At 65.3% G+C, this 18,043-nt stretch carries 23 protein-coding genes and 1 pseudogene; 10 read left to right on the top strand and 14 right to left on the bottom strand.

Going from position 1 to position 18,043, the window contains the following annotated elements; translation table 11 throughout:
* Positions 1 to 34: 34 nt before the first annotated feature.
* From M2336_RS04580 to M2336_RS04615, 8 genes are all read left to right on the top strand, one after another.
* Positions 35 to 991 carry a YihY/virulence factor BrkB family protein gene (locus M2336_RS04580; protein WP_264572320.1) on the top strand — a complete coding sequence of 319 codons (957 nt, stop codon included), beginning with the start codon at positions 35 to 37 and terminating at the stop codon, positions 989 to 991.
* Positions 988 to 1,797, top strand: coding sequence for an enoyl-ACP reductase FabI (fabI, locus tag M2336_RS04585; protein WP_181560875.1), 810 nt, complete (start codon positions 988 to 990; stop codon positions 1,795 to 1,797). The genes M2336_RS04580 and fabI overlap by 4 nt, the downstream gene beginning before the upstream one ends.
* Positions 1,798 to 1,849: 52 nt before the next feature.
* Positions 1,850 to 2,920, top strand: a complete 1,071-nt coding sequence (aroC, locus tag M2336_RS04590; protein ID WP_264574143.1) for a chorismate synthase — start codon at positions 1,850 to 1,852, stop codon at positions 2,918 to 2,920.
* Positions 2,917 to 3,504, top strand: coding sequence for a hypothetical protein (locus tag M2336_RS04595; RefSeq protein ID WP_264574144.1), 588 nt, complete (start codon positions 2,917 to 2,919; stop codon positions 3,502 to 3,504). Before aroC ends, M2336_RS04595 begins: the two co-directional genes overlap by 4 nt.
* A 27-nt stretch (positions 3,505 to 3,531) precedes the next feature.
* Positions 3,532 to 3,948: a secondary thiamine-phosphate synthase enzyme YjbQ gene (locus tag M2336_RS04600; protein ID WP_264574959.1), complete on the top strand. Its 417-nt coding sequence runs from the start codon at positions 3,532 to 3,534 to the stop codon at positions 3,946 to 3,948.
* A 73-nt stretch (positions 3,949 to 4,021) separates the two neighbouring features.
* Positions 4,022 to 5,344 carry a dicarboxylate/amino acid:cation symporter gene (locus tag M2336_RS04605; protein ID WP_264574145.1) on the top strand — a complete coding sequence of 441 codons (1,323 nt, stop codon included), beginning with the start codon at positions 4,022 to 4,024 and terminating at the stop codon, positions 5,342 to 5,344.
* A gap of 8 nt (positions 5,345 to 5,352) precedes the next feature.
* Entirely contained in the window at positions 5,353 to 6,288 is a 936-nt protein-coding gene (locus tag M2336_RS04610) for a glutaminase (protein ID WP_413715958.1), read from the top strand.
* Positions 6,289 to 6,365: 77 nt separating this feature from the next.
* Positions 6,366 to 8,222, top strand: a complete 1,857-nt coding sequence (locus M2336_RS04615) for an ABCB family ABC transporter ATP-binding protein/permease (protein ID WP_264592583.1) — start codon at positions 6,366 to 6,368, stop codon at positions 8,220 to 8,222.
* Position 8,223: 1 nt separating this feature from the next.
* On the opposite strand, the gene M2336_RS04620 is transcribed toward M2336_RS04615, so the two are convergent.
* From M2336_RS04620 to M2336_RS04635, 4 genes are all read right to left on the bottom strand, one after another.
* Entirely contained in the window at positions 8,224 to 8,916 is a 693-nt protein-coding gene (locus M2336_RS04620) for a methyl-accepting chemotaxis protein (RefSeq protein WP_264574148.1), read from the bottom strand.
* A 100-nt stretch (positions 8,917 to 9,016) separates the two neighbouring features.
* Positions 9,017 to 9,547, bottom strand: a complete 531-nt coding sequence (locus tag M2336_RS04625) for a L,D-transpeptidase family protein (protein WP_264574149.1) — start codon at positions 9,545 to 9,547, stop codon at positions 9,017 to 9,019.
* Positions 9,544 to 10,608: a GTP cyclohydrolase II gene (gene ribA, locus M2336_RS04630; RefSeq protein ID WP_264592584.1), complete on the bottom strand. Its 1,065-nt coding sequence runs from the start codon at positions 10,606 to 10,608 to the stop codon at positions 9,544 to 9,546. Before ribA ends, M2336_RS04625 begins: the two co-directional genes overlap by 4 nt.
* Positions 10,609 to 10,621: 13 nt before the next feature.
* On the bottom strand, positions 10,622 to 11,422 hold the full coding sequence (locus M2336_RS04635; protein ID WP_181560868.1) for an exodeoxyribonuclease III: 801 nt from the start codon (positions 11,420 to 11,422) through the stop codon (positions 10,622 to 10,624).
* Positions 11,423 to 12,043: 621 nt separating this feature from the next.
* Between M2336_RS04635 and M2336_RS04640 the strand changes: the two genes are divergently transcribed.
* Positions 12,044 to 12,529, top strand: a complete 486-nt coding sequence (locus tag M2336_RS04640) for a vgr related protein (RefSeq protein WP_264574151.1) — start codon at positions 12,044 to 12,046, stop codon at positions 12,527 to 12,529.
* A 5-nt stretch (positions 12,530 to 12,534) separates the two neighbouring features.
* Here M2336_RS04640 and M2336_RS04645 read toward each other — a convergent pair whose 3' ends face one another.
* From M2336_RS04645 to M2336_RS04685, 9 genes and pseudogenes are all read right to left on the bottom strand, one after another.
* Complete coding sequence (locus M2336_RS04645) at positions 12,535 to 13,029, bottom strand: flavin reductase family protein (protein WP_264571491.1); 495 nt, start codon at positions 13,027 to 13,029, stop codon at positions 12,535 to 12,537.
* A gap of 135 nt (positions 13,030 to 13,164) precedes the next feature.
* Positions 13,165 to 13,596 carry a SufE family protein gene (locus M2336_RS04650; RefSeq protein WP_413715179.1) on the bottom strand — a complete coding sequence of 144 codons (432 nt, stop codon included), beginning with the start codon at positions 13,594 to 13,596 and terminating at the stop codon, positions 13,165 to 13,167.
* Between the two features lie 40 nt (positions 13,597 to 13,636).
* On the bottom strand, positions 13,637 to 13,897 hold the full coding sequence (locus M2336_RS04655; RefSeq protein ID WP_264574152.1) for a hypothetical protein: 261 nt from the start codon (positions 13,895 to 13,897) through the stop codon (positions 13,637 to 13,639).
* A gap of 25 nt (positions 13,898 to 13,922) precedes the next feature.
* Positions 13,923 to 14,145, bottom strand: a pseudogene (locus M2336_RS04660) (hypothetical protein).
* A gap of 103 nt (positions 14,146 to 14,248) precedes the next feature.
* Positions 14,249 to 14,551: a cell division protein ZapB gene (locus M2336_RS04665; protein WP_181561549.1), complete on the bottom strand. Its 303-nt coding sequence runs from the start codon at positions 14,549 to 14,551 to the stop codon at positions 14,249 to 14,251.
* A gap of 95 nt (positions 14,552 to 14,646) precedes the next feature.
* Positions 14,647 to 15,027 carry an envelope stress response membrane protein PspC gene (gene pspC / locus M2336_RS04670; protein ID WP_181560863.1) on the bottom strand — a complete coding sequence of 127 codons (381 nt, stop codon included), beginning with the start codon at positions 15,025 to 15,027 and terminating at the stop codon, positions 14,647 to 14,649.
* A 1-nt stretch (position 15,028) separates the two neighbouring features.
* The gene (pspB, locus tag M2336_RS04675; RefSeq protein WP_181560862.1) at positions 15,029 to 15,295 is read right to left on the bottom strand and encodes an envelope stress response membrane protein PspB; all 267 of its coding nucleotides are present in this window, start codon (positions 15,293 to 15,295) and stop codon (positions 15,029 to 15,031) included.
* A gap of 3 nt (positions 15,296 to 15,298) precedes the next feature.
* Positions 15,299 to 15,967 carry a phage shock protein PspA gene (gene pspA / locus M2336_RS04680; protein ID WP_264574153.1) on the bottom strand — a complete coding sequence of 223 codons (669 nt, stop codon included), beginning with the start codon at positions 15,965 to 15,967 and terminating at the stop codon, positions 15,299 to 15,301.
* A 66-nt stretch (positions 15,968 to 16,033) separates the two neighbouring features.
* On the bottom strand, positions 16,034 to 16,210 hold the full coding sequence (locus M2336_RS04685) for a hypothetical protein (protein ID WP_264574154.1): 177 nt from the start codon (positions 16,208 to 16,210) through the stop codon (positions 16,034 to 16,036).
* Positions 16,211 to 16,392: 182 nt separating this feature from the next.
* On the opposite strand from M2336_RS04685, the gene pspF reads away from it, so the two are divergent.
* A complete protein-coding gene (gene pspF / locus M2336_RS04690) occupies positions 16,393 to 17,433 on the top strand; it encodes a phage shock protein operon transcriptional activator (RefSeq protein WP_264574155.1) in 1,041 nt (346 codons plus the stop codon).
* Positions 17,434 to 17,466: 33 nt separating this feature from the next.
* Here the strand turns inward: pspF and M2336_RS04695 are convergent, their stop codons facing one another.
* The gene (locus tag M2336_RS04695) at positions 17,467 to 18,030 is read right to left on the bottom strand and encodes a urate hydroxylase PuuD (RefSeq protein ID WP_264574156.1); all 564 of its coding nucleotides are present in this window, start codon (positions 18,028 to 18,030) and stop codon (positions 17,467 to 17,469) included.
* Positions 18,031 to 18,043: the final 13 nt, after the last annotated feature.

Raw genomic sequence — 18,043 nt, forward strand, 5'->3', positions numbered from 1 at the left:
CTCGCCTGCCGCTTTGTTCTAGAGATCGGGCGTGCTGACCAATCCCTCTCCGCAATCGCCTGAAGCGCGCCGTCGCCGGTTGCGCGATCGGGGGGAGCGCCTGCGCGCGGAAATCGAGCGGAGTCGCTGGGCGAGCCGGGCCCTGGCCGTGGTCAAGCGCGTTGCGGTCGGCGTCTATAATGACGGCTTCATCCATGCCGGCAATCTCGCTTATCTGACGCTGGTCGCGGTTTTTCCCTTCTTCATCCTTGCTGCGGCGATCGCGCAGATCCTCGGGCGCACCCGCGCCGGTCTCGAAACGGTGAATGGCTTTTTGCTGACGGTGCCGCCGAGCGTTGCGCAGGTGCTGCGGCCGGCGATCGTCGATGTGCTGGAGGCGCGCACCGGGCCCTTGCTCTGGCTGGGTGCCATCATCGGCCTGTGGACCGTGGGCAGCTTGATCGAGACGATCCGCGACATTCTCCGCCGGGCCTATGGCACGCGCTCGACATCGCCCTTCTGGCATTACCGGCTGCGCGCGATGGGGATCATCGTGCTCAGCGTCTTTGGCGCGCTGCTCGCTTTGTCTCTGCAGGTCCTGCTTGTCGCGGCGGAGACGATCGTCGAGCAATTGCTGCCCGGCAGCGACCAGGCTTTCGCCATTCTGACCGCCACCCGCTTCGTGCCGGCGATCATCCTTTATCTTGCCCTTTACTTCATCTTCGCGGCGCTGACGCCGAGCCGTTATCGCGCCAAGCGCTTCCCGAAATGGCCGGGCGCGGCGTTCACGGCGGGCTGGTGGTATGTCACCTCGTTGCTGCTGCCGCTCTTCTTCTCCAACATTACCAGCTACAGCCTGACCTATGGCGGTCTGGCGGGCGCGATGATCACGCTCATTTTTTTCTTCATCATTGGGCTTGGCGTGGTAATTGGCGCCGAACTCAACGCCGCGCTGGCTGATTTCCCGGACGGGGAAGAACCGGCGGAAGAGACGGAGGATCCAACATCATGACAGGCCTTATGGCCGGCAAACGCGGCCTCATCATGGGGTTGGCCAACGACAAGTCGCTGGCCTGGGGTATTGCCAAGGCACTTCACGCGCAGGGCGCACAAATGGCCTTCTCCTATCTGGGCGAGGCGCTGGAGCGGCGCGTGCGCCCGCTGGCGGCGGAAGTCGGCTCCGATTTTCTGTTGCCCTGCGACGTGTCGGACATGGCGTCGGTCGATGCCTGCTTCGAGGGATTGGCCGCGCGCTGGCCGACCATCGACTTCGTGGTCCACGCCATCGGCTTCTCGGACAAGAACGAGTTGCGCGGCGGCTATGTCGACACCAGCCTGGAAAACTTCCTGCTGACGATGAACGTCTCGGCCTACAGCCTCGTCGCCGTGACGAAGCGCGCGGTGCCGATGATGAGCGAAGGCGGGTCGATCGTCACGCTGACCTATTATGGCGCCGAGAAGGTGATCCCGCATTATAATGTGATGGGCGTCGCCAAGGCCGCGCTGGAAACCAGCGTCAAATATCTCGCCATGGACCTGGGGCCGCAGAACATCCGCGTGAACGCGATTTCGGCCGGGCCGATCAAGACGCTCGCGGCATCGGGCATCGGCGACTTCCGCTATATCCTCAAGTGGAACGAGCTGAACTCGCCGCTGCGCCGCAACGTCACCATCGAGGATGTCGGCGGGGCCGGGCTGTATCTGCTGTCTGATCTTGCCTCCGGCGTGACCGGCGAGATCCATCATGTCGATGCAGGCTATAACGTCATTGGCATGAAGGCCGAGGACGCGCCGGATATCGCGCTCGACAAGGGATGAGCGGCAGCGCAGCCGTCTGCGCTGCCCTGGCGGCTGAGCTGGAAAGAATGGCATGAGCTTCAATAGTTTCGGGCGGGTCTTCCGCTTCACCACCTGGGGCGAGAGCCATGGCCCGGCGATCGGCGCCGTGGTGGATGGCTGCCCCCCGGGACTGACGCTGAGCGAGGCCGATGTGCAGCCCTGGCTGGACAAGCGCCGCCCGGGCACATCGCGCTTCACCACCCAGCGGCAGGAGCCGGATCAGGTGCGCATCCTCTCCGGTGTGTTCGAGGGGAAGACGACCGGCACGCCGATCAGCCTGATGATCGAGAATGTTGACCAGCGCTCCAAGGACTATTCCGAGGTCGCGCAGGCCTATCGGCCCGGCCATGCCGATTATGCCTATGATGCCAAATATGGCCTGCGCGATTATCGCGGCGGCGGGCGCTCATCGGCGCGCGAGACGGCGAGCCGGGTCGCGGCGGGTGCCGTGGCACGGCTGGTCGTGCCGCAGGTCCAGATCCTTGGCTATGTCAGCGAGATCGGCGGAGACGCCATCGATCCTGCCGCATTCGATGCCAGTGAGATCGGCAACAATCCCTTCTTCTGCCCGGACCCGGCTGCGGCCGCGCGCTGGGAAGCGCTTGTCGATGCGGCCCGCAAGGATGGCTCCTCGCTCGGCGCGGTGGTCGAATGCGTCGCCATGGGCGTGCCCGCCGGCTGGGGCGCACCGCTTTATGCCAAGCTGGACAGCGAACTGGCGGCGGCGATGATGAGCATCAACGCGGTGAAGGGCGTGGAGATTGGCGACGGCTTTGCGGCGGCGCGGCTGCGCGGCGAGGAGAATGCCGACCCGATGCGCCCGGGCAACGACGGGCGCCCCGTGTTCCTCGCCAATCATGCAGGCGGCATCGCCGGCGGCATCGCTACCGGTCAGCCGATCCGGGTGCGCGTGGCGTTCAAGCCGACCAGCTCGATCCTCATTCCGCAGGAAACCGTGACGCGCGAGGGTGCGGCAGCGGACATCCGCACCAAGGGTCGCCATGATCCCTGCGTCGGCATTCGCGGTGTGCCGGTGGTCGAGGCGATGATGGCGCTGGTGCTGGCCGATCAGGCGCTGCTCCACCGGGCGCAATGCGGATGAGGACGGCCCTCGCAATCCTCGCTCTGGCAAGCCTTGCCGCCTGTCAGTCCCAGCCTGCCGATCCGGACAATGGCGCGCAGGCGGGTCGCAACATGGCTGTGCCGGCCAATGACAGCGCCGCCGCGGCGAATGCGGCTGAGGAGCCGGCGGAGGCAGAGACGCTCGACCAGGTCGGGCCGATCCGCATCGGCGCCACCCTCGCCGAGCTGGCCGCGCAAGGGCTCGCGGTCGCCGGGCGGGATGATCCCATGCCGGGCTCGACCTGCACCTATGCGCATTTCAAGGGCTGGCCGGACGCGGCGGTGATGCTGGATGGCGACCATGTCGTGCGGGTCGATGTCTCCGATGCGCAGCATGAGGGACCATTTGGCCTGCGCGTGGGCCAGAGCGAAGCCGAGGCGATCAAGCGGCTCGGTTCGGCCGAGGTGCAGCCGCATCCCTATACCGGCCCGACCGGCCATTATCTGGTGTTCCATCGAGCCAATGCGCCGACGGGGCTGATCGCGGAGACGGACGGCAAGACCGTGCAGAGCTGGCGCATCGGCCAGTGGGAGCAGGTCCAGTGGGTCGAGGGCTGCTCATGATCTTTGCGCCCGCCGGTCATGGCTGATCTGCGGCAGGCCAGCACGGTCCTGCGTATCGCGACGCCGGGGCAGGCCATGGTGGAGATCAACCGCGAGGTTTCGCGCTGGGCTTTGGCGCAGGGCATGGACGAAGGCCTGCTTACCGTCTTCTGCCGCCACACCTCCGCCTCGCTCACCATTCAGGAAAATGCCGCGCCGGCGGTGCAGAAGGATCTGCTCGCCTGGCTGGCGCGGATGGCGCCCGAGGACCAGCGCTACCTGCATGACGATGAAGGGCCGGACGATATGCCGGCGCATCTCAAGGCCGTACTGACCGGCGTTTCGCTCAGCGTGCCGCTGATCGGCGGGCGGCTGGCGCTCGGCACCTGGCAGGGCATCTATCTGGTCGAGCATCGCCGTGCCCCGCATCAGCGCGAGGTGGCGTTGCATCTTCTGGGATGCTGAGTGGCTTTTTGCGTATTTGCGATGCGCTCCCCGCACTGTTAGCCTGCTTCGCAACACCAAAAGGGGATCGAGCATGACCGAAGCCAGCGCGGGCGAAGACCGCAAGGAAACGCGCCTGCAATACTGGATGCTCGGCGGGTTCCTGGCGGGGCTGGTGTTGGGGCTGATCGTCCACAGCGTCGCGGCAGACGCGGCCTGGGTGGCGCTCGTCACCACTTATGTCACGCAGCCCATTGGCCAGATCTTCCTGCGCCTGCTCTTCATGCTCATCATTCCGCTGCTGGTCTCGGCGCTGATCGTGGGCGTCGCGGATATGGGGGAGGCGCGGCATCTCAAGACCGTGGGCCTGCGCACCTTGCTCTACACGGTCGTCGTTTCCAGCATTTCGGTCGCCATCTCTCTGGCACTCGTCAATCTGCTCCAGCCGGGCGGCGGCATCGATCCGGCGCTGGCCCGGAGCATGATCGCGCAATCCTCGGAAGGGGCGGCCTCCATCGTGGCGCAGGCCGGCGAGTCCAAAACCGGCGTCGAGGCGGTGCTGGCGATCGTGCCGACCAACTTCGTCGCGGCGATGAGCGCGAACGACATTCTGGCGGTGATGTTCTTCGCGCTCTTCTTCGGCGTCGGCTTCCTGCTGGTCGATCCAGCGAAGACCGCGACGATCAAGGCCGGGTTCGAAGGCATTTTCGAGGTCTCGATGCGGCTCATCGGCCTTGTCATCAAGCTCGCGCCCATCGCCATCTTCTGCTTCATGTTCAATCTGGCGGCGCTGTTTGGCTGGGAACTGATCGGGCGTCTTTCCGCCTTTGTCTTTGTCGTGCTGCTGGCGCTCGGCCTGCAGATGTTCGGCGTGTTTCCGCTCATCCTCAAGTTCATCGCCGGCAAGAATCCCATCGCCTTCTTCCGCGAGACGCAAGAAGCCAGCGTGATGGCTTTCGCCACGGCCTCTTCCAATGCGACCCTGCCCACATCGTTGCGGGTCGCCGAGGAGGGCCTGAAGCTCCCGCGCCCTATCTCCCGCTTCGTGCTCACCATCGGCGCCACTGCCAACCAGAATGGCTCAGCCATGTTCGAGGGCGTGACGGTGCTGTTCCTCGCGCAATTTTTCGGCGTTGATCTGTCGCTCGGCCAGCAGCTCGTCGTGATGCTCATCTGCATCATGGGCGGGATCGGCACGGCGGGCGTTCCGGCCGGCACGCTGCCGGTGATCGCGCTCATCCTCGCCAGCGTGGGCGTGCCCCCGGCAGGCATCGGGCTCGTGCTGGGTGTGGACCGCTTCCTCGATATGTGCCGTACCACGGTGAATGTGGTGGGCGATCTGGTCGCGGCGCAGGTGATCGCCAGCACCTCCCGCGATGAGCTGCCGCGGGAGCCTGCCGATATCGTCATCCATTGATCGCTCCGATGGCTGGCGACCTGCAGACAATCGTCGACGAGATCGTCGCGGCCATGGCGGCCGAACGGGATCGCGGCGCCGTCGCGACCTATATCCCCGGCCTTGCCAACGTGTCCCCCGACCAGTTTGGCATGGCCATTGTCGGCGCGGACGGGACCATCGCCGTCGGCGGGGATGCGCGGACCAGCTTTTCGATCCAGTCCATCTCCAAGGTGTTCGCGCTCACCATGGCGCTCGGCAAGGTGGGGGACCAGCTCTGGAAGCGCGTCGGCCGCGAGCCTTCGGGCAATGCCTTCAACTCCATCGTCCAGCTCGAGGCCGAACAGGGCATTCCGCGCAATCCGTTCATCAACGCCGGTGCGCTGGTGGTGGCGGACGTCAATCTCTCCGGCCATCAACCGCGCGAGTCCATCGGCGCGCTGCTGCGCTTCGTGCGCTATCTGGCGGACGATGACAGCATCGCCATCGATGAAAGCGTGGCGCGCGGCGAGGCGGAGACGGGCTACCGGAACATCGCGCTGGCCAATTACATGCGGGCCTTCGGCAACATCCACAATCCCGTCGAACTGGTGACGGGCTGCTATTTCCACCAATGCGCCATCGCCATGGATTGCGTGCAACTGGCGCAGGCCGGCCGCTTCCTCATGCTGGATGGACGCCAGCCGGCGGGCGGGCGCGTGGTCTCACCCCGCCGCGCCCGCCGCATCAACGCGCTGATGCTGACCTGCGGCCATTATGATGCCAGCGGCGACTTCGCCTTTCGGGTGGGGATGCCGGGCAAATCCGGCGTCGGCGGTGGCATTCTCGCCGTCGTGCCCGGCAAGGCGAGCATCGCCGTCTGGTCGCCCGGCCTCAACGAAAGCGGCAACTCCCACCTCGGCACGCGCGCGCTCGAACGGCTGGCCGAAGCGACCGGCTGGAGCGTCTTCAGCGCGCGGGCGTGAGTGGGGCAGGGCCGCTCTTGCGCATTCGGGTGATCACCGCCCTTGGCAAGCGGTTGCCGCGCGCCTAACTGGCATCCATGCCACCGGACAATCAGGATAAGGATCTGCCCACGCCGCCTGCATGGGCGACGTTGCGGCGTTTTCTGCCCTATCTCTGGCCGGCGGGTGAGCCCAATCTCAAGGCGCGGATCATCGTCGCGCTGGTGCTGGTGTTGCTGGGCAAGGCGATCATCCTGGTCATGCCCTTCGCCTATAAGGGTATCATCGACCGGATGGGGCCGGGGATGCAGGCGGGGGTGGCCGTCGCATTGGGGCTGGTGCTGGCTTATGCCGGCGCGCGCTTTGGCGGCGTCGTCTCGGATAATCTACGCAATGTCGCCTTCGAGCGGGTCGGGCGCAATGCCCAGCGACTGATGGCCGAACAGACGCTGCGCCACCTGCACAATCTCTCGTTGCGCTTCCACCTCAACCGCAAGACCGGCGGCGTCACCAAGGTCATCGAGCGGGGCACCACGTCCATCGAGACGATGCTGCACTTCCTGCTCTTCAATATCGCCCCGACGGCGATCGAGCTGATCGCGGTGTGCATCATCTTCCAGGTCAAGTTCGGCTTCGGGCTGGTGGCGGGCACGCTGGTGATGATCGCGCTCTACACGGCCTTCACGCAGAAGATCACCGAATGGCGGAACGCGCTGCGGCGGGAGATGGTCGATCTCGATACCGGGGCGACGGCCCATGCCGTGGACAGCCTGCTGAACTTCGAGACGGTCAAATATTTCACGGCGGAGGACCGCGAGGCCGCGCGCTACGGGGCTGCGCAGCGCAGCTACATGAACGCCGCGACCAAGAGCAATAACAGCCTTGCGATGCTCAACATCGGCCAGGCGCTCATCACCAATGTGATGATGGGCGGGGCGATGGCGTTTACGGTGTGGGGCTGGGCGCAGGGCCGGTTCACGCCGGGCGATGTCGTACTGGTGAATGCGCTGCTGATGCAGCTCTTCCGCCCGCTCGATCTGCTTGGCATGGTCTATCGCACCATCCGGCAGGGCCTCATCGACATGGAGGCGATGTTCCGGCTGATCGATACCGAGACCGAGATCAAGGACGTGCCCGATGCGCCGCCGCTGGCGGTGACGGCGGGCGATATCCGCTTTGAGGACGTGGTGTTCGGCTATGATCCCGACCGGACGATCCTCAAGGGCGTGAGCTTCCACGTGCTGGCGGGCACGACGCTGGCGGTGGTCGGGCATTCGGGCGCCGGCAAGTCGACCATCGCGCGGCTGCTCTTCCGCTTCTACGATATTCAGGGCGGCCACATCCTCATCGACGGGCAGGATATCGCGCGCGTGCAACAGACCTCGCTGCGCGCCGCCATCGGCATCGTGCCGCAGGACATGGTGCTGTTCAACGATACCATCGGCTACAACATCGCTTATGGCCGCGACGGCGCGACGCAGGCGGACATCGAGGCCGGCGCGCGCGGGGCGGCGATCGACCGCTTCATCGACTCGCTGCCCAAGGGCTATGACACGCGGGTGGGCGAGCGCGGCCTCAAGCTCTCCGGGGGCGAGAAGCAGCGCGTGGCCATCGCGCGCACGCTGGTGAAAGATCCGCCGATCCTGGTCCTCGACGAAGCGACCAGTGCGCTCGACAGCCGCACGGAAGCGGCGATCCAGACCGTGCTCGATGACGTGGCGGCGCGGCGCACGACGATCATCGTCGCGCACCGGCTCTCGACCATCGTCCATGCCGACAGCATCATCGTGATGGATGACGGCCGCGTGGTCGAGCAGGGCACGCACGCGCAATTGCTCGCGCTTGGCGGCCATTATGCGCAGATGTGGATGCGCCAGCAGGCCGAGCGGATGAACCCGGAGGCGGGATTGGCGGCATCCGAACCCAGCGCATCGCTGGAGGATGCGGCGGAGTAGCTCAGGCGGCGATATCCGGCGCGATGCTGTGCTTCATCATGTCCACCGCGCGGGAGGTCGCGAGGCGGGTGTCCCCGGCCAGCTTCTTCACCTCATTGGCGACGACCGCGAAACCCTGACCGGCCTCGCCGGCGCGGGCGGCTTCGATGCGCGCGTTGAGCGCCAGCAGGTTGGTCTGGTTCGCGATGGCGCCGATCGTGGTCACGATGGCCGCCAGTTCGGCCATGGTGGACTGGAGCCGCGCATTGCCGCGCTGCAATTCACCCTGCAAGCGCTGGCTTTCCTCATAGCGGGCCTGCACTTCCTGTTCGAGCTGGACCTGCCGGGTGACGTCGGAGGCGATCTTGAGGATGCGCACCGGTCTGCCCTGACAATCGACAACGGGATTGTAGGTGGCCTGAAGATAGACGGACGCGCCGCCTCGTGAGCGCCGCTCATAGCGGCCGGCGTGGAACGCGCCTGAGGTCAGTGTCCGCCAGAAGGCCGCATAGTCAGTGGAGCGCACGAAGGATGGCGTGCAGAAGATGCGATGATGCTCGCCGACCACCTCATCGAGGCGGTAGCCCAATGTCTCGAGCAGCACGTCATTGGCCCACAGGATGGTGCCTTCGGGGCTGAATTCGATGACGCCCTGGGACCGGCAAATGGCTTGCCATGCTGCGTCGGTCCGCCCGTCTTCGAGATATGCGTTCATGAATCACCTTGTGGTCGTCCCGGCAGGTGAGGCCCCTGTGGTTAAGCGCTGCTTACCATCGGGCGGTTTCGCGACGAGCCGTTGAACGCGGCTGAAGGTGCTATCGCAATCTGAGCATCATGCCAGGGCGAAGCAGCCCAAGGACGGTGCCCATATCCTCCGGGGCGATGGCGACACAGCCTTCGGTCGCCTTGGGCTGGCCATTCTCGCCGATTACCCATTGATGGAAGAAGATCGCGCTGCCCATGCCGGGCGCTGGCGGCGCATCATTATGGCCAAGGACTATGATGACGTCATAGGCCTTATCCTCGCGCGCAAGCCGCTCGTGGCTGGTGTGGCGCGGCAGGTGGACGGGCCGGTTATAGGCAGGGTCGGCGGGATCGTCGCTCCAGCCATCGTCCGGCCGGACCCAGCGCCACGGGATTGCTGGCGCCTGAGCGGCATCGATGCGACCGGGGCGGAGCAGCGCGGCGCGAACCGGCCAGTCACCGATGGGCGAGGCGCCATCGCCCTCGCGCTTGTCCGCCGCAGCGATAAGGCCGCCCTTGCCGATGACGCAGGCGCAGGACCAGCCGCCGATGGTCAGCCGGCCAGCGGCGCCATCGACCAGAATGGCCGGCGCGTCGCTCACAATTGGTGGCCGGTGCGGTCCCGCTTGGTGGCGAGATAGCGCTCATTATGGGGGTTGGAGGGCAAAGCGAGCGGCAGCCGTTCGGCAACGCGGATGCCCTGCGATTCGAGGCCGGCGACCTTCTCCGGATTGTTGGTGAGCAGCCGGATTTCGTCGATGCCGAGCAGATCGAGCATGCGTGCCGCGACGCCGAAATCGCGCGCATCGATGGCGAAGCCCAGGCGGACATTGGCGTCCACCGTGTCGAAGCCCTGATCCTGCAGCTGATAGGCACGCAGCTTGTTGATGAGGCCGATCCCGCGCCCCTCCTGCCGGAGGTAGAGCAGCACGCCCCAGCGCGCATGGGCGATCTCGTGCAGAGCGCCGTGCAATTGCGGGCCGCAATCGCATTTGAGCGAGCCGAGCACGTCGCCGGTCAGGCACTCGCTGTGCAGGCGGACGACCGGGGCGCTGCCGTCACGCTCGCCGATGACGAGGGCGATGTGCTCACGCGGATCTTCGGGCGAGCGGAAGGCGACGATCTGCGCATCCACGCTGGCTTCGACGGGCAGCCGCGCGCGGGCGGCGATGGCGAGCCGGGTCGGGTCTGCATAAGTGGCGATGTCGTCCGCGCTCAGCTGCACCTCGGCCTCGGCGTCCTCGGAGCCGATGAAGAAGGCGGGCAACATGCCGGCGAGGCGCGCAAGCGTAAGGGCTGCGGCGGCCAGGGCCGGGTGCGGCACCGGCAGGGCGCGGAACGGGCCTTTGAGCGGCGTCGCGAGATCACGCACCGGATCGGCAATGGCCATGGCGGCGGCGGGCGAATCGATCCAGCGCTCGCGGGCGATGAGCGCCGGCGCTTGCGGGTCCGCCGCCTCCCGCTGGTTGGCGAGCTTGAGCGTGACGGCCCGCGCTGCGGAGAGCAGCAGCGGTGCCTCTGCAACCGGGTCGAAGGAGGAGAGGCTGGCTGGCGTTGCGCCTTCCACAGGCAGCAGCGTCAGCGCCCCACCTGCATCGACCAGCCGGATGGGCCAGCCGCGCCGAAGGGCATCGATGGCGCGAGCCGCAGCGCGCCCGTCCATTATCGCGCGCCCATCAGAAGGCGAATTCCGTGATCAGCGGGGCATGGTCCGAGGGGCGCGTCCAGCTGCGGCAATCCTCGGCGACCTGATGCGAGACCGCCGTTTCCGCGAGATCGGGGCTCAGCCACATATGATCGAGCCGACGGCCGCGATCCGACTTTGCCCAATCCTGCGCGCGGTAGCTCCACCAGGTGTAGAGCCGCTCGGGCGCGGGCACGAAGCGCCGGCCAAGGTCGATCCAGTTGTGCGAGCTTTGGAGATGGCCGAGCAGGTCGCGCTCGATCTGGGTGTGGCTGACGACGTTGATGAGCTGCTTGTGGCTCCACACGTCGCACTCGAGCGGCGCGACGTTGAAGTCGCCGAGCAGCAGGGTCGATCCGCCGAGCTTGCCCGACCAGTCGATCATGCGCTGCAGAAAATCGAGCTTTTGGCCGAACTTGCGGTTGATCGTGCGGTCCGGCTCTTCGCCGCCGGCGGGCACGTAGACATTCTCGATGCGCAGGCCGTTTTCCAGCCGCACGCCGATGTGGCGCGCCTCGCCATTGGCCTGCCAATCGAGTCGCTCGTCCTCACGCACCGGAATGCGGCTGACGATGGCCACGCCATGGTGCATCGGCTGGCCGTGCAGCACCTGATGATTATAGCCGAGCCGGCGGAACAGGCCCTCCGGAAAGGAGCCGTCCACGACCTTCGTCTCCTGCATGCACAGAACGTCCGGCTGATACTCGGTAAGGAAGCGCTCGACGATTTCGAGGCGGGCGCGGACGCTGTTGATATTCCAGGAGGCGATCTTGAGAGTCTGCTTGGTCGACATGGCCAAAGTCCCTAGCCGCCCTCGGCGCCGAACCCAAGCCGCGAAGCGATTATTTTGACTCGAGCGGCTGTGCGCCGCGGCATCAGGCCGGGCGGATCGCGCGGACATCGAAAACCCCCGCTCCGGGGGGCATGGAGCGGGGGCTCGAAGAAAGCGCCTGAATTTTTGCGCATGTGGTGCGGGGCGAAGCCCGGGCAACAGGGGGGAATCCCGAGGTCAGTCCCCGCGCCACATCGCTTTTCTAAGTCAGCCCAGATGACCGCCCGATGAATGGACCTGTCAGACTTGGGCAAGATTGTCGGTTTTTGCGCACGGGAAGAGGGGAGCTGTGATCATCCGTAAAAAATTCCGCCGGGACGGGGCGGGCGCGCGGGTTTGATGCCGATCAATGTCGGCGGCGCCGTTCGGTGAAAAGAGGGCTCATCACATGGTTTGCAGGAGCATTCGCGATGAACCTTCTTATGCAGTGGCCGGTCCTGACCTTCATCGGCATGGTTGCGGTCTTTGGCGTCATTCTGGCGGCGGTTTCGGTTCTCGATCTCAAGAGCGAGTGACGGCCGGCGGGCATGCGCCGGGGCGGGCGGACCTTGCCGGTGAGGCAAGGGCGCCTATCTCGGCTGCATGGCCCTCCCATCCCCGCACGTTGCCGCCGTCGATCGGCCGCTATCCCAGCCGGAGCGCGCGCTGGTCGAGCGGATGTTCGGCGATGCGATCGCGCTCGATGAGGTGCGAATTCGCAACCGCAAATGGTGGCCTTTCCAGCCGCGTGCCATCGTCATGGCGCCGCGCGGGCATATTCATTTCCATCCGCAGGGGCGCAGCTACTGCGATTGCTTCGGTGCCGGCGATCTGGCGGCGCAAGGGCTGTTCATTCACGAAATGACGCATGTCTGGCAGCACCAGACCGGGACCAACCTATTGGTGCGGCGGCACCCGTTCTGCCGCTATGATTACGACTTCCAGCCGGGCAAGCCGTTCGCGCGCTACGGGATCGAGCAGCAGGCGGAGATCGTCCGCCATGTCTTCCTGATGCGCAGCGGTCGGCAGGTGCCGGGCAAGCCGTCTTTGCCGGAGCTGGAGGCGATCCTGCCGTTCGGCCGGGCGTGAGCCGGTCAGGCGGTGGCTTCTTCCAGATCGACAAGCCGGTGATAGCCACCGCGATAGAAGATCAGCGGCGATCCCTCGGGCGCACGCTCCATGGCCTGCACCGCGCCGACGACGAGAAGATGGTCGCCCAATTCCACGACCTTTTCGATCGCGCATTCGATCCATGCGAGCGCGCCATCGAGGATCGGCAGGCCGCCGGGGCTGGTGCCATGGGCCATGCCCTCGAACTTGTCGTCATGCCTTGAGGCGAATCGCCGGCAGGTCTCCAGCTGGGCATTACCCAGCACATTCACGCAGAAGCGGCCGGTGGTGGCGATATTGGCCCAGCTTCCCGAGCGCTTGTCGGGCAGGAAGCCGACCAGCGGCGGATCTAGCGAGATCGAAGAAAAAGTGCCGACTGCGAGGCCCCAGCGCTGACCGTCCGCATTGTTTGAGGTGATGACGCATACGCCGGTGGGATAACTGCCGAGAACGTCGCGGAAATGCTTGGGATCAATCAATGCGCCACCTGTTTCTTCTGGCGCCCGCCCTGTGCGTGACGGAGGCCGCATTCCAATTACACTGCGGTGAAAACCGCTCACCGGCATGGCGCCCAACCTGCAAGCTGTGACGTGAGCCTGTCAACCGCCCCCTTTTCAACCGGCAGCATCCTCCGCCTGCAGGCGAGTCGCCGTTTCCCGGATTAGCGCGATCATGTTCGGCAGCCCTTGCGTGCGATTGGACGAGAGCTGGCGCTTTAGGTCGAAGGGTGCGAGCGCCTGCTCGATATCGAACGTCGCGACCTCCGCCGGCATCCGATCCTGCACGGTGAGAAGGACCAGGGCGATGATGCCCTTGGTGATGGCCGCGTTGCTGTCCGCCAGGAAATGCAGCGCGCCATTGTCCAGCCGTGTCGGGTAGACCCAGACGGAGGCGGAGCAGCCCCGCACGAGCGTCGCGTCCGTCTTCAATGCGTCCGGCATCGGCTCCAGTTCGCGGCCCAGATCGATCAGCAGCCGGTAGCGCTCATCGCCTTCGAGCAGTTCGTAATCGTCCTGGATGGTCTGCAATGTCGTCATGCCGCCCATATAGGTCGCGGCGCGCGGGAGGCCAGTGAAACTCTTTGGGTCAGACGTCGATGCCGGCGGCGATGGCTTCCAGCTTGCGGACGCGCTCCTTGAGGTCGACCATCTCTATCAGCCCGCTGGCCAGGGGTGCGTCCGGGGTCGGCGCGCGCGGGGCGGCGCGGCTGGGGGCCATGTCCAGCTCCGCCCGCTTGAGCGCCAGCCATCCGTTCCAGCCCTTGAGCATGGCCAGGGCGACAAGTGCGAATGATAAAGTTAGCGCTATCATGGTCATGGCGTGCTTCACGAGGTCAAGATCGGTCATGACTCTATCTCCTCCTGTCGATGTCTTAGTGGTCGGTCCGCGTGGGGATTTCGTGCGGGGCGGATTCAGCGCCGCCGAGCTGGTCGATTTCATGGGCGAGGGCGGCGCCGCGATCGGTCACGATCCGCTCCAGCACGCGCACCCGCTGCTCCAGCCGCTCGACCTGCGCGGCATATTGTGCGGCCTTTTCTGCGGTCTGTGCCGAGTACGTCCAACTCGCGCTCGCGGAGCTTCATCTTCTGCCGCATATATTTGCTCCAGATGCCCCCGATGACCGGGATGCCGACGACAATCATGAAGAATAACAGCATTGAAGCAGGCATGATGGGCTCCCGGCCAGTTGAATGGCGATCAGTTGGAGGGGGTGCGCAGGCTCTCGATCTCGTTGGTCAGGTGAAGGGCGCTGTCGGTCACGATGCGCTCCACATTGGCCAGCCGATCCTTGACCGCGCCAAGCTCGGCACGCAGCTGCGCATTCTCCTGGCTGAGCAGCTTGATGCGCTCGCTCAGCTCCTCATTCTTCTGCGGATAGACCGCCTTGCCCCAGCTGTTCTCGAGCGGATAGCCGTGCCGGACGCGCAGCCATGTGTTGAAGACCCATCCGGCGATGGCCAGCAGGCCGAGCAGTGAACTGGCGCCGACGATGAGCGGCATCGATTCGACGACGGCGTCCGCGGTGATAGGATCCATGGTTCAAATTTCCCTGTAATCGAGCGCTGTTGCGCCTCTCATTCGCCTCGCGCGTCTTGTCAGCGCAGGCTGTCGATCTCGTCGGCGAGCCGGGTGTTGCGGCTGGTGTAGAAGGTCTCGATGTCGGACAGGCGCCGGTCGATGTCGCGGAACTTGCTGCGCACATCGCGGGTGGAGCGCGCCGGATTGGTACGCACGCCCTGCCAGAAGCGCTCGTCTTCCCGGTCGGCATAGAGGCCGGTCGGCTTGGGCTCGGCCATCCATGCGGCGAGCAGATAGGCGATCACCGTCCACGGGAAGCCGCCGGCCAGCGTAACGAGCACGGCGCCAATGCGGACCCAGAGCACGTCGATGCCCATATAGTCGGCAATGCCGGCGCACACGCCCATGGCCTTGGCATTTTTCTTGTCGAGGTAGAATTTGGTGCGGCGGGCGGACATCTCAGTTCCTCCTGTCGAAATAGGGATCGTCGCTCGCGCTCGGGCGGGCTGGACGGAAATCGGGATTATCGGCGGCGATGATCCGCTCGACCGTCTGGAGGCGCTCCTCCAGGCGACGGGCGAGCATGTGCATCTCATCGAGCAGCCGTTCGTCCTCATCGGTGATCTTGGGCGCCTGCTTCCACTTGGTGACATAGTGGAAGATCAGCCACGGCATGCCGATGAACAGCATGCCGCAGATGACGATGGGCAGAAAGACGTCCTCCATGGATCAATCCTTCCTGGCTTGCGCGGCCTTGAGCGCCGCGAGTTCGGCTTCCACCTTGTCGGCGGACTGAAGTTCGGCGATCTCCTGCTCCAGCGTCTTGGGCTGACCGCCCAGACCCATGGCATCGGCCTCGCCTTCGGCCAGATCGACCCGGCGCTCCAGCAGTTCGAAGCGGGAGAAGGCATCCTGCACGCGCTCGCCATTGTACATCTCGCGCGCACGCCGGCGCGTCTGTGCGCTCTCCATGCGGGCGACGAGGCTGTTCTGCCGGACGCGCGCCTCGCGCAGCTTGGCCTGCAGCTTGGCGATGTCCTCTTCGGATGCGGCCAGCGCCTCATCCAGCATGGCAATCTGCCCGCGCAGCTGCTCGGCCATGTCGCCGGCCTTCTGCTTTTCGACCAGCGCGGCCTTGGCAAGGTCTTCGCGATCCTTGGAGAGGGCGAGCTGCGCCTTATCGACCCAGCTTTCCTGCAGGGCGTCGAGCTTGGCGATGTGGCGGCGCATCTCCTTCTGGTCGGCGATGGTCCGCGCTGCCGATGCACGCACCTCGACCAGCGTCTCCTCCATTTCGAGGATGATCATGCGGATCATCTTTGCCGGGTCCTCGGCGCGATCCAGCAGATCGGTCACGTTGGCGGCAACGATGTCCCGGGTGCGAGAGAAAATACTCATGTACATACTCCAACTGAGGCGGTTCGGTCGGGGCAGCGGGGGTGTGCTGCCCCGACCTTGAAGCCGTCACACAAGGGATTGTGACGGCTTGTCCGGTGTGTTGTCCAGAGCCGCTGCAGTCGTGGCGGCAGAGTTGCCGGTGACAGCAGGGCCGACAGCGCCGATCACCATGATGGCGCTGAAAATGAGGGTGAGAAGCGTTGCGGCGGTTTGGGCACCGAAGCGGTCGATTGTGTTCAACATGGCGGTCTCTTCCTGATCCTGGTTAGGCCTTCAAATCCCGCTCATTGGCGGATTGCCCAATGCATTGCAGGGGGCGTGCCAATTTCTGATAAGCCCGGATTTTCGCCAATTTCTTCCCGGCCGAGGTGCGCGCGAAGCATTGTTTGTTGCAATGAGTTGGGAAATATCCCTAAAAGTTGGGAATGGAAAAGACGACGCATTTTGTCGGGGAATCCCTCGCCTTTCTGGATGCGGTCGAGCAGGCCGGCCGCGCGGCCGATCTCAACCGCCCGGTGCTGGTCATCGGCGAGCGGGGTACTGGCAAGGAGCTGATCGCCGAGCGCATCCATCGCCTTTCCCAGCGCTGGGATGGACCGCTCATCATCATGAACTGCGCCGCCTTGCCCGAGATGCTGATCGAGGCCGAGCTGTTCGGCCATGAGGCTGGCGCCTTCACCGGCGCGACGCGGGCGCGGGCCGGTCGCTTCGAGGAGGCCGATGGCGGCACATTGTTCCTCGATGAACTGGGCACGCTCTCCATGGCGGCGCAGGAGCGGCTGCTGCGCGCCGTGGAATATGGCGAGGTGACGCGCATCGGCAGTTCGCGGCCGCTCACCGTGGATGTGCGCATCGTCGGGGCGACCAACGAGCATCTGCCCGATGCGGTGGAAGCCGGGCGGTTCCGGGCCGACCTGCTCGACCGGCTGAGCTTCGAGGTGATTACCCTGCCGCCTCTGCGCGGCCGCGAGGGCGATGTCGACGTTCTGGTCGAGCATTTCGGGCGCAAGATGGCATCGGAATGCGGCTGGTCGTCCTGGCCGGGCTTTTCCAAGCGGATGATGACGGCGCTCAACGCCTATCGCTGGCCCGGCAATGTGCGCGAGCTGCGCAATGTCGTCGAGCGCGCCGTATATCGCTGGCCCGATCCGGATCGGCCGATCGACGAGATCCAGCTCGATCCTTTTGCCTCGCCATGGAAGCCGCAGCCGATGCCGGGCAAGCCCGCTGCCGCCAGCGCGGCGCCTGTTGCCGGTCCTTCAGAGGAGGGCGCGGCCGAGGACGGGCGATTGCTGATCGCGCTGGACGATGTCGCCGACTTTCGCGGCGCTGTCGACGCGCATGAGGCCGCGATCCTGCGCCATGCGCTCCAGCGCCACCGCTTCAACCAGCGCGCCACGGCCAAGGCGATCGGGCTCTCCTACGACCAGTTGCGGCACTGCCTGAAGAAACACGCCCTGCTTTGAGGCGCTTGCCGCCTCGCGCAGGGCGCCGGCCGCTCAGCCGCCGTTGAAGTTGACCATGCAGTAGAGCATCGGGATCGACAGCAGCGTGTTGGTGCGGCTGAAGATCATCGCGCGCGTGGCAGCGCTGGCCTTGGTCGCATCGTCGGCGGCCACCAGCCCCAGCGCCTTCTTCTGCGCCGGCCAGATCACGAACCACACATTGATCGCCATGATCACGGCGAGCCACATGCCCAGACCGATCAGTTGATAGGGTGCCTTGAACGCGAACGCCTCGTGCAGATAGCCGGTGCGCCATGCCACCAGCAAACCGGTCAGCACGGTCAGCGCCGCGGCCCAGCGGAAGAAGAACAGCGCGGAGGGCGCGATGAACTTGGAGACGCCCGGCTTCAACTCTGCCGGCACCTTGGGCATGGTCGGGATCTGCACGAAATTGAAGTAATAGAGCAGGCCGATCCACAAAATGCCGAAGAAGGTGTGCAGCCAGCGCAAGGCGGCGGAGACGGATTCGCCATTCGGGCCAATGCCGTAAATGACAGCCAGGGTCAGAATAACCCCGATCAGCAGGACGAGATGCAGATTGCCGAACAGTTTCGTCATGATGCTCCCCCAG

This window comes from Sphingobium sp. B1D7B, assembly GCF_025961965.1.
Lineage (GTDB): Bacteria > Pseudomonadota > Alphaproteobacteria > Sphingomonadales > Sphingomonadaceae > Sphingobium.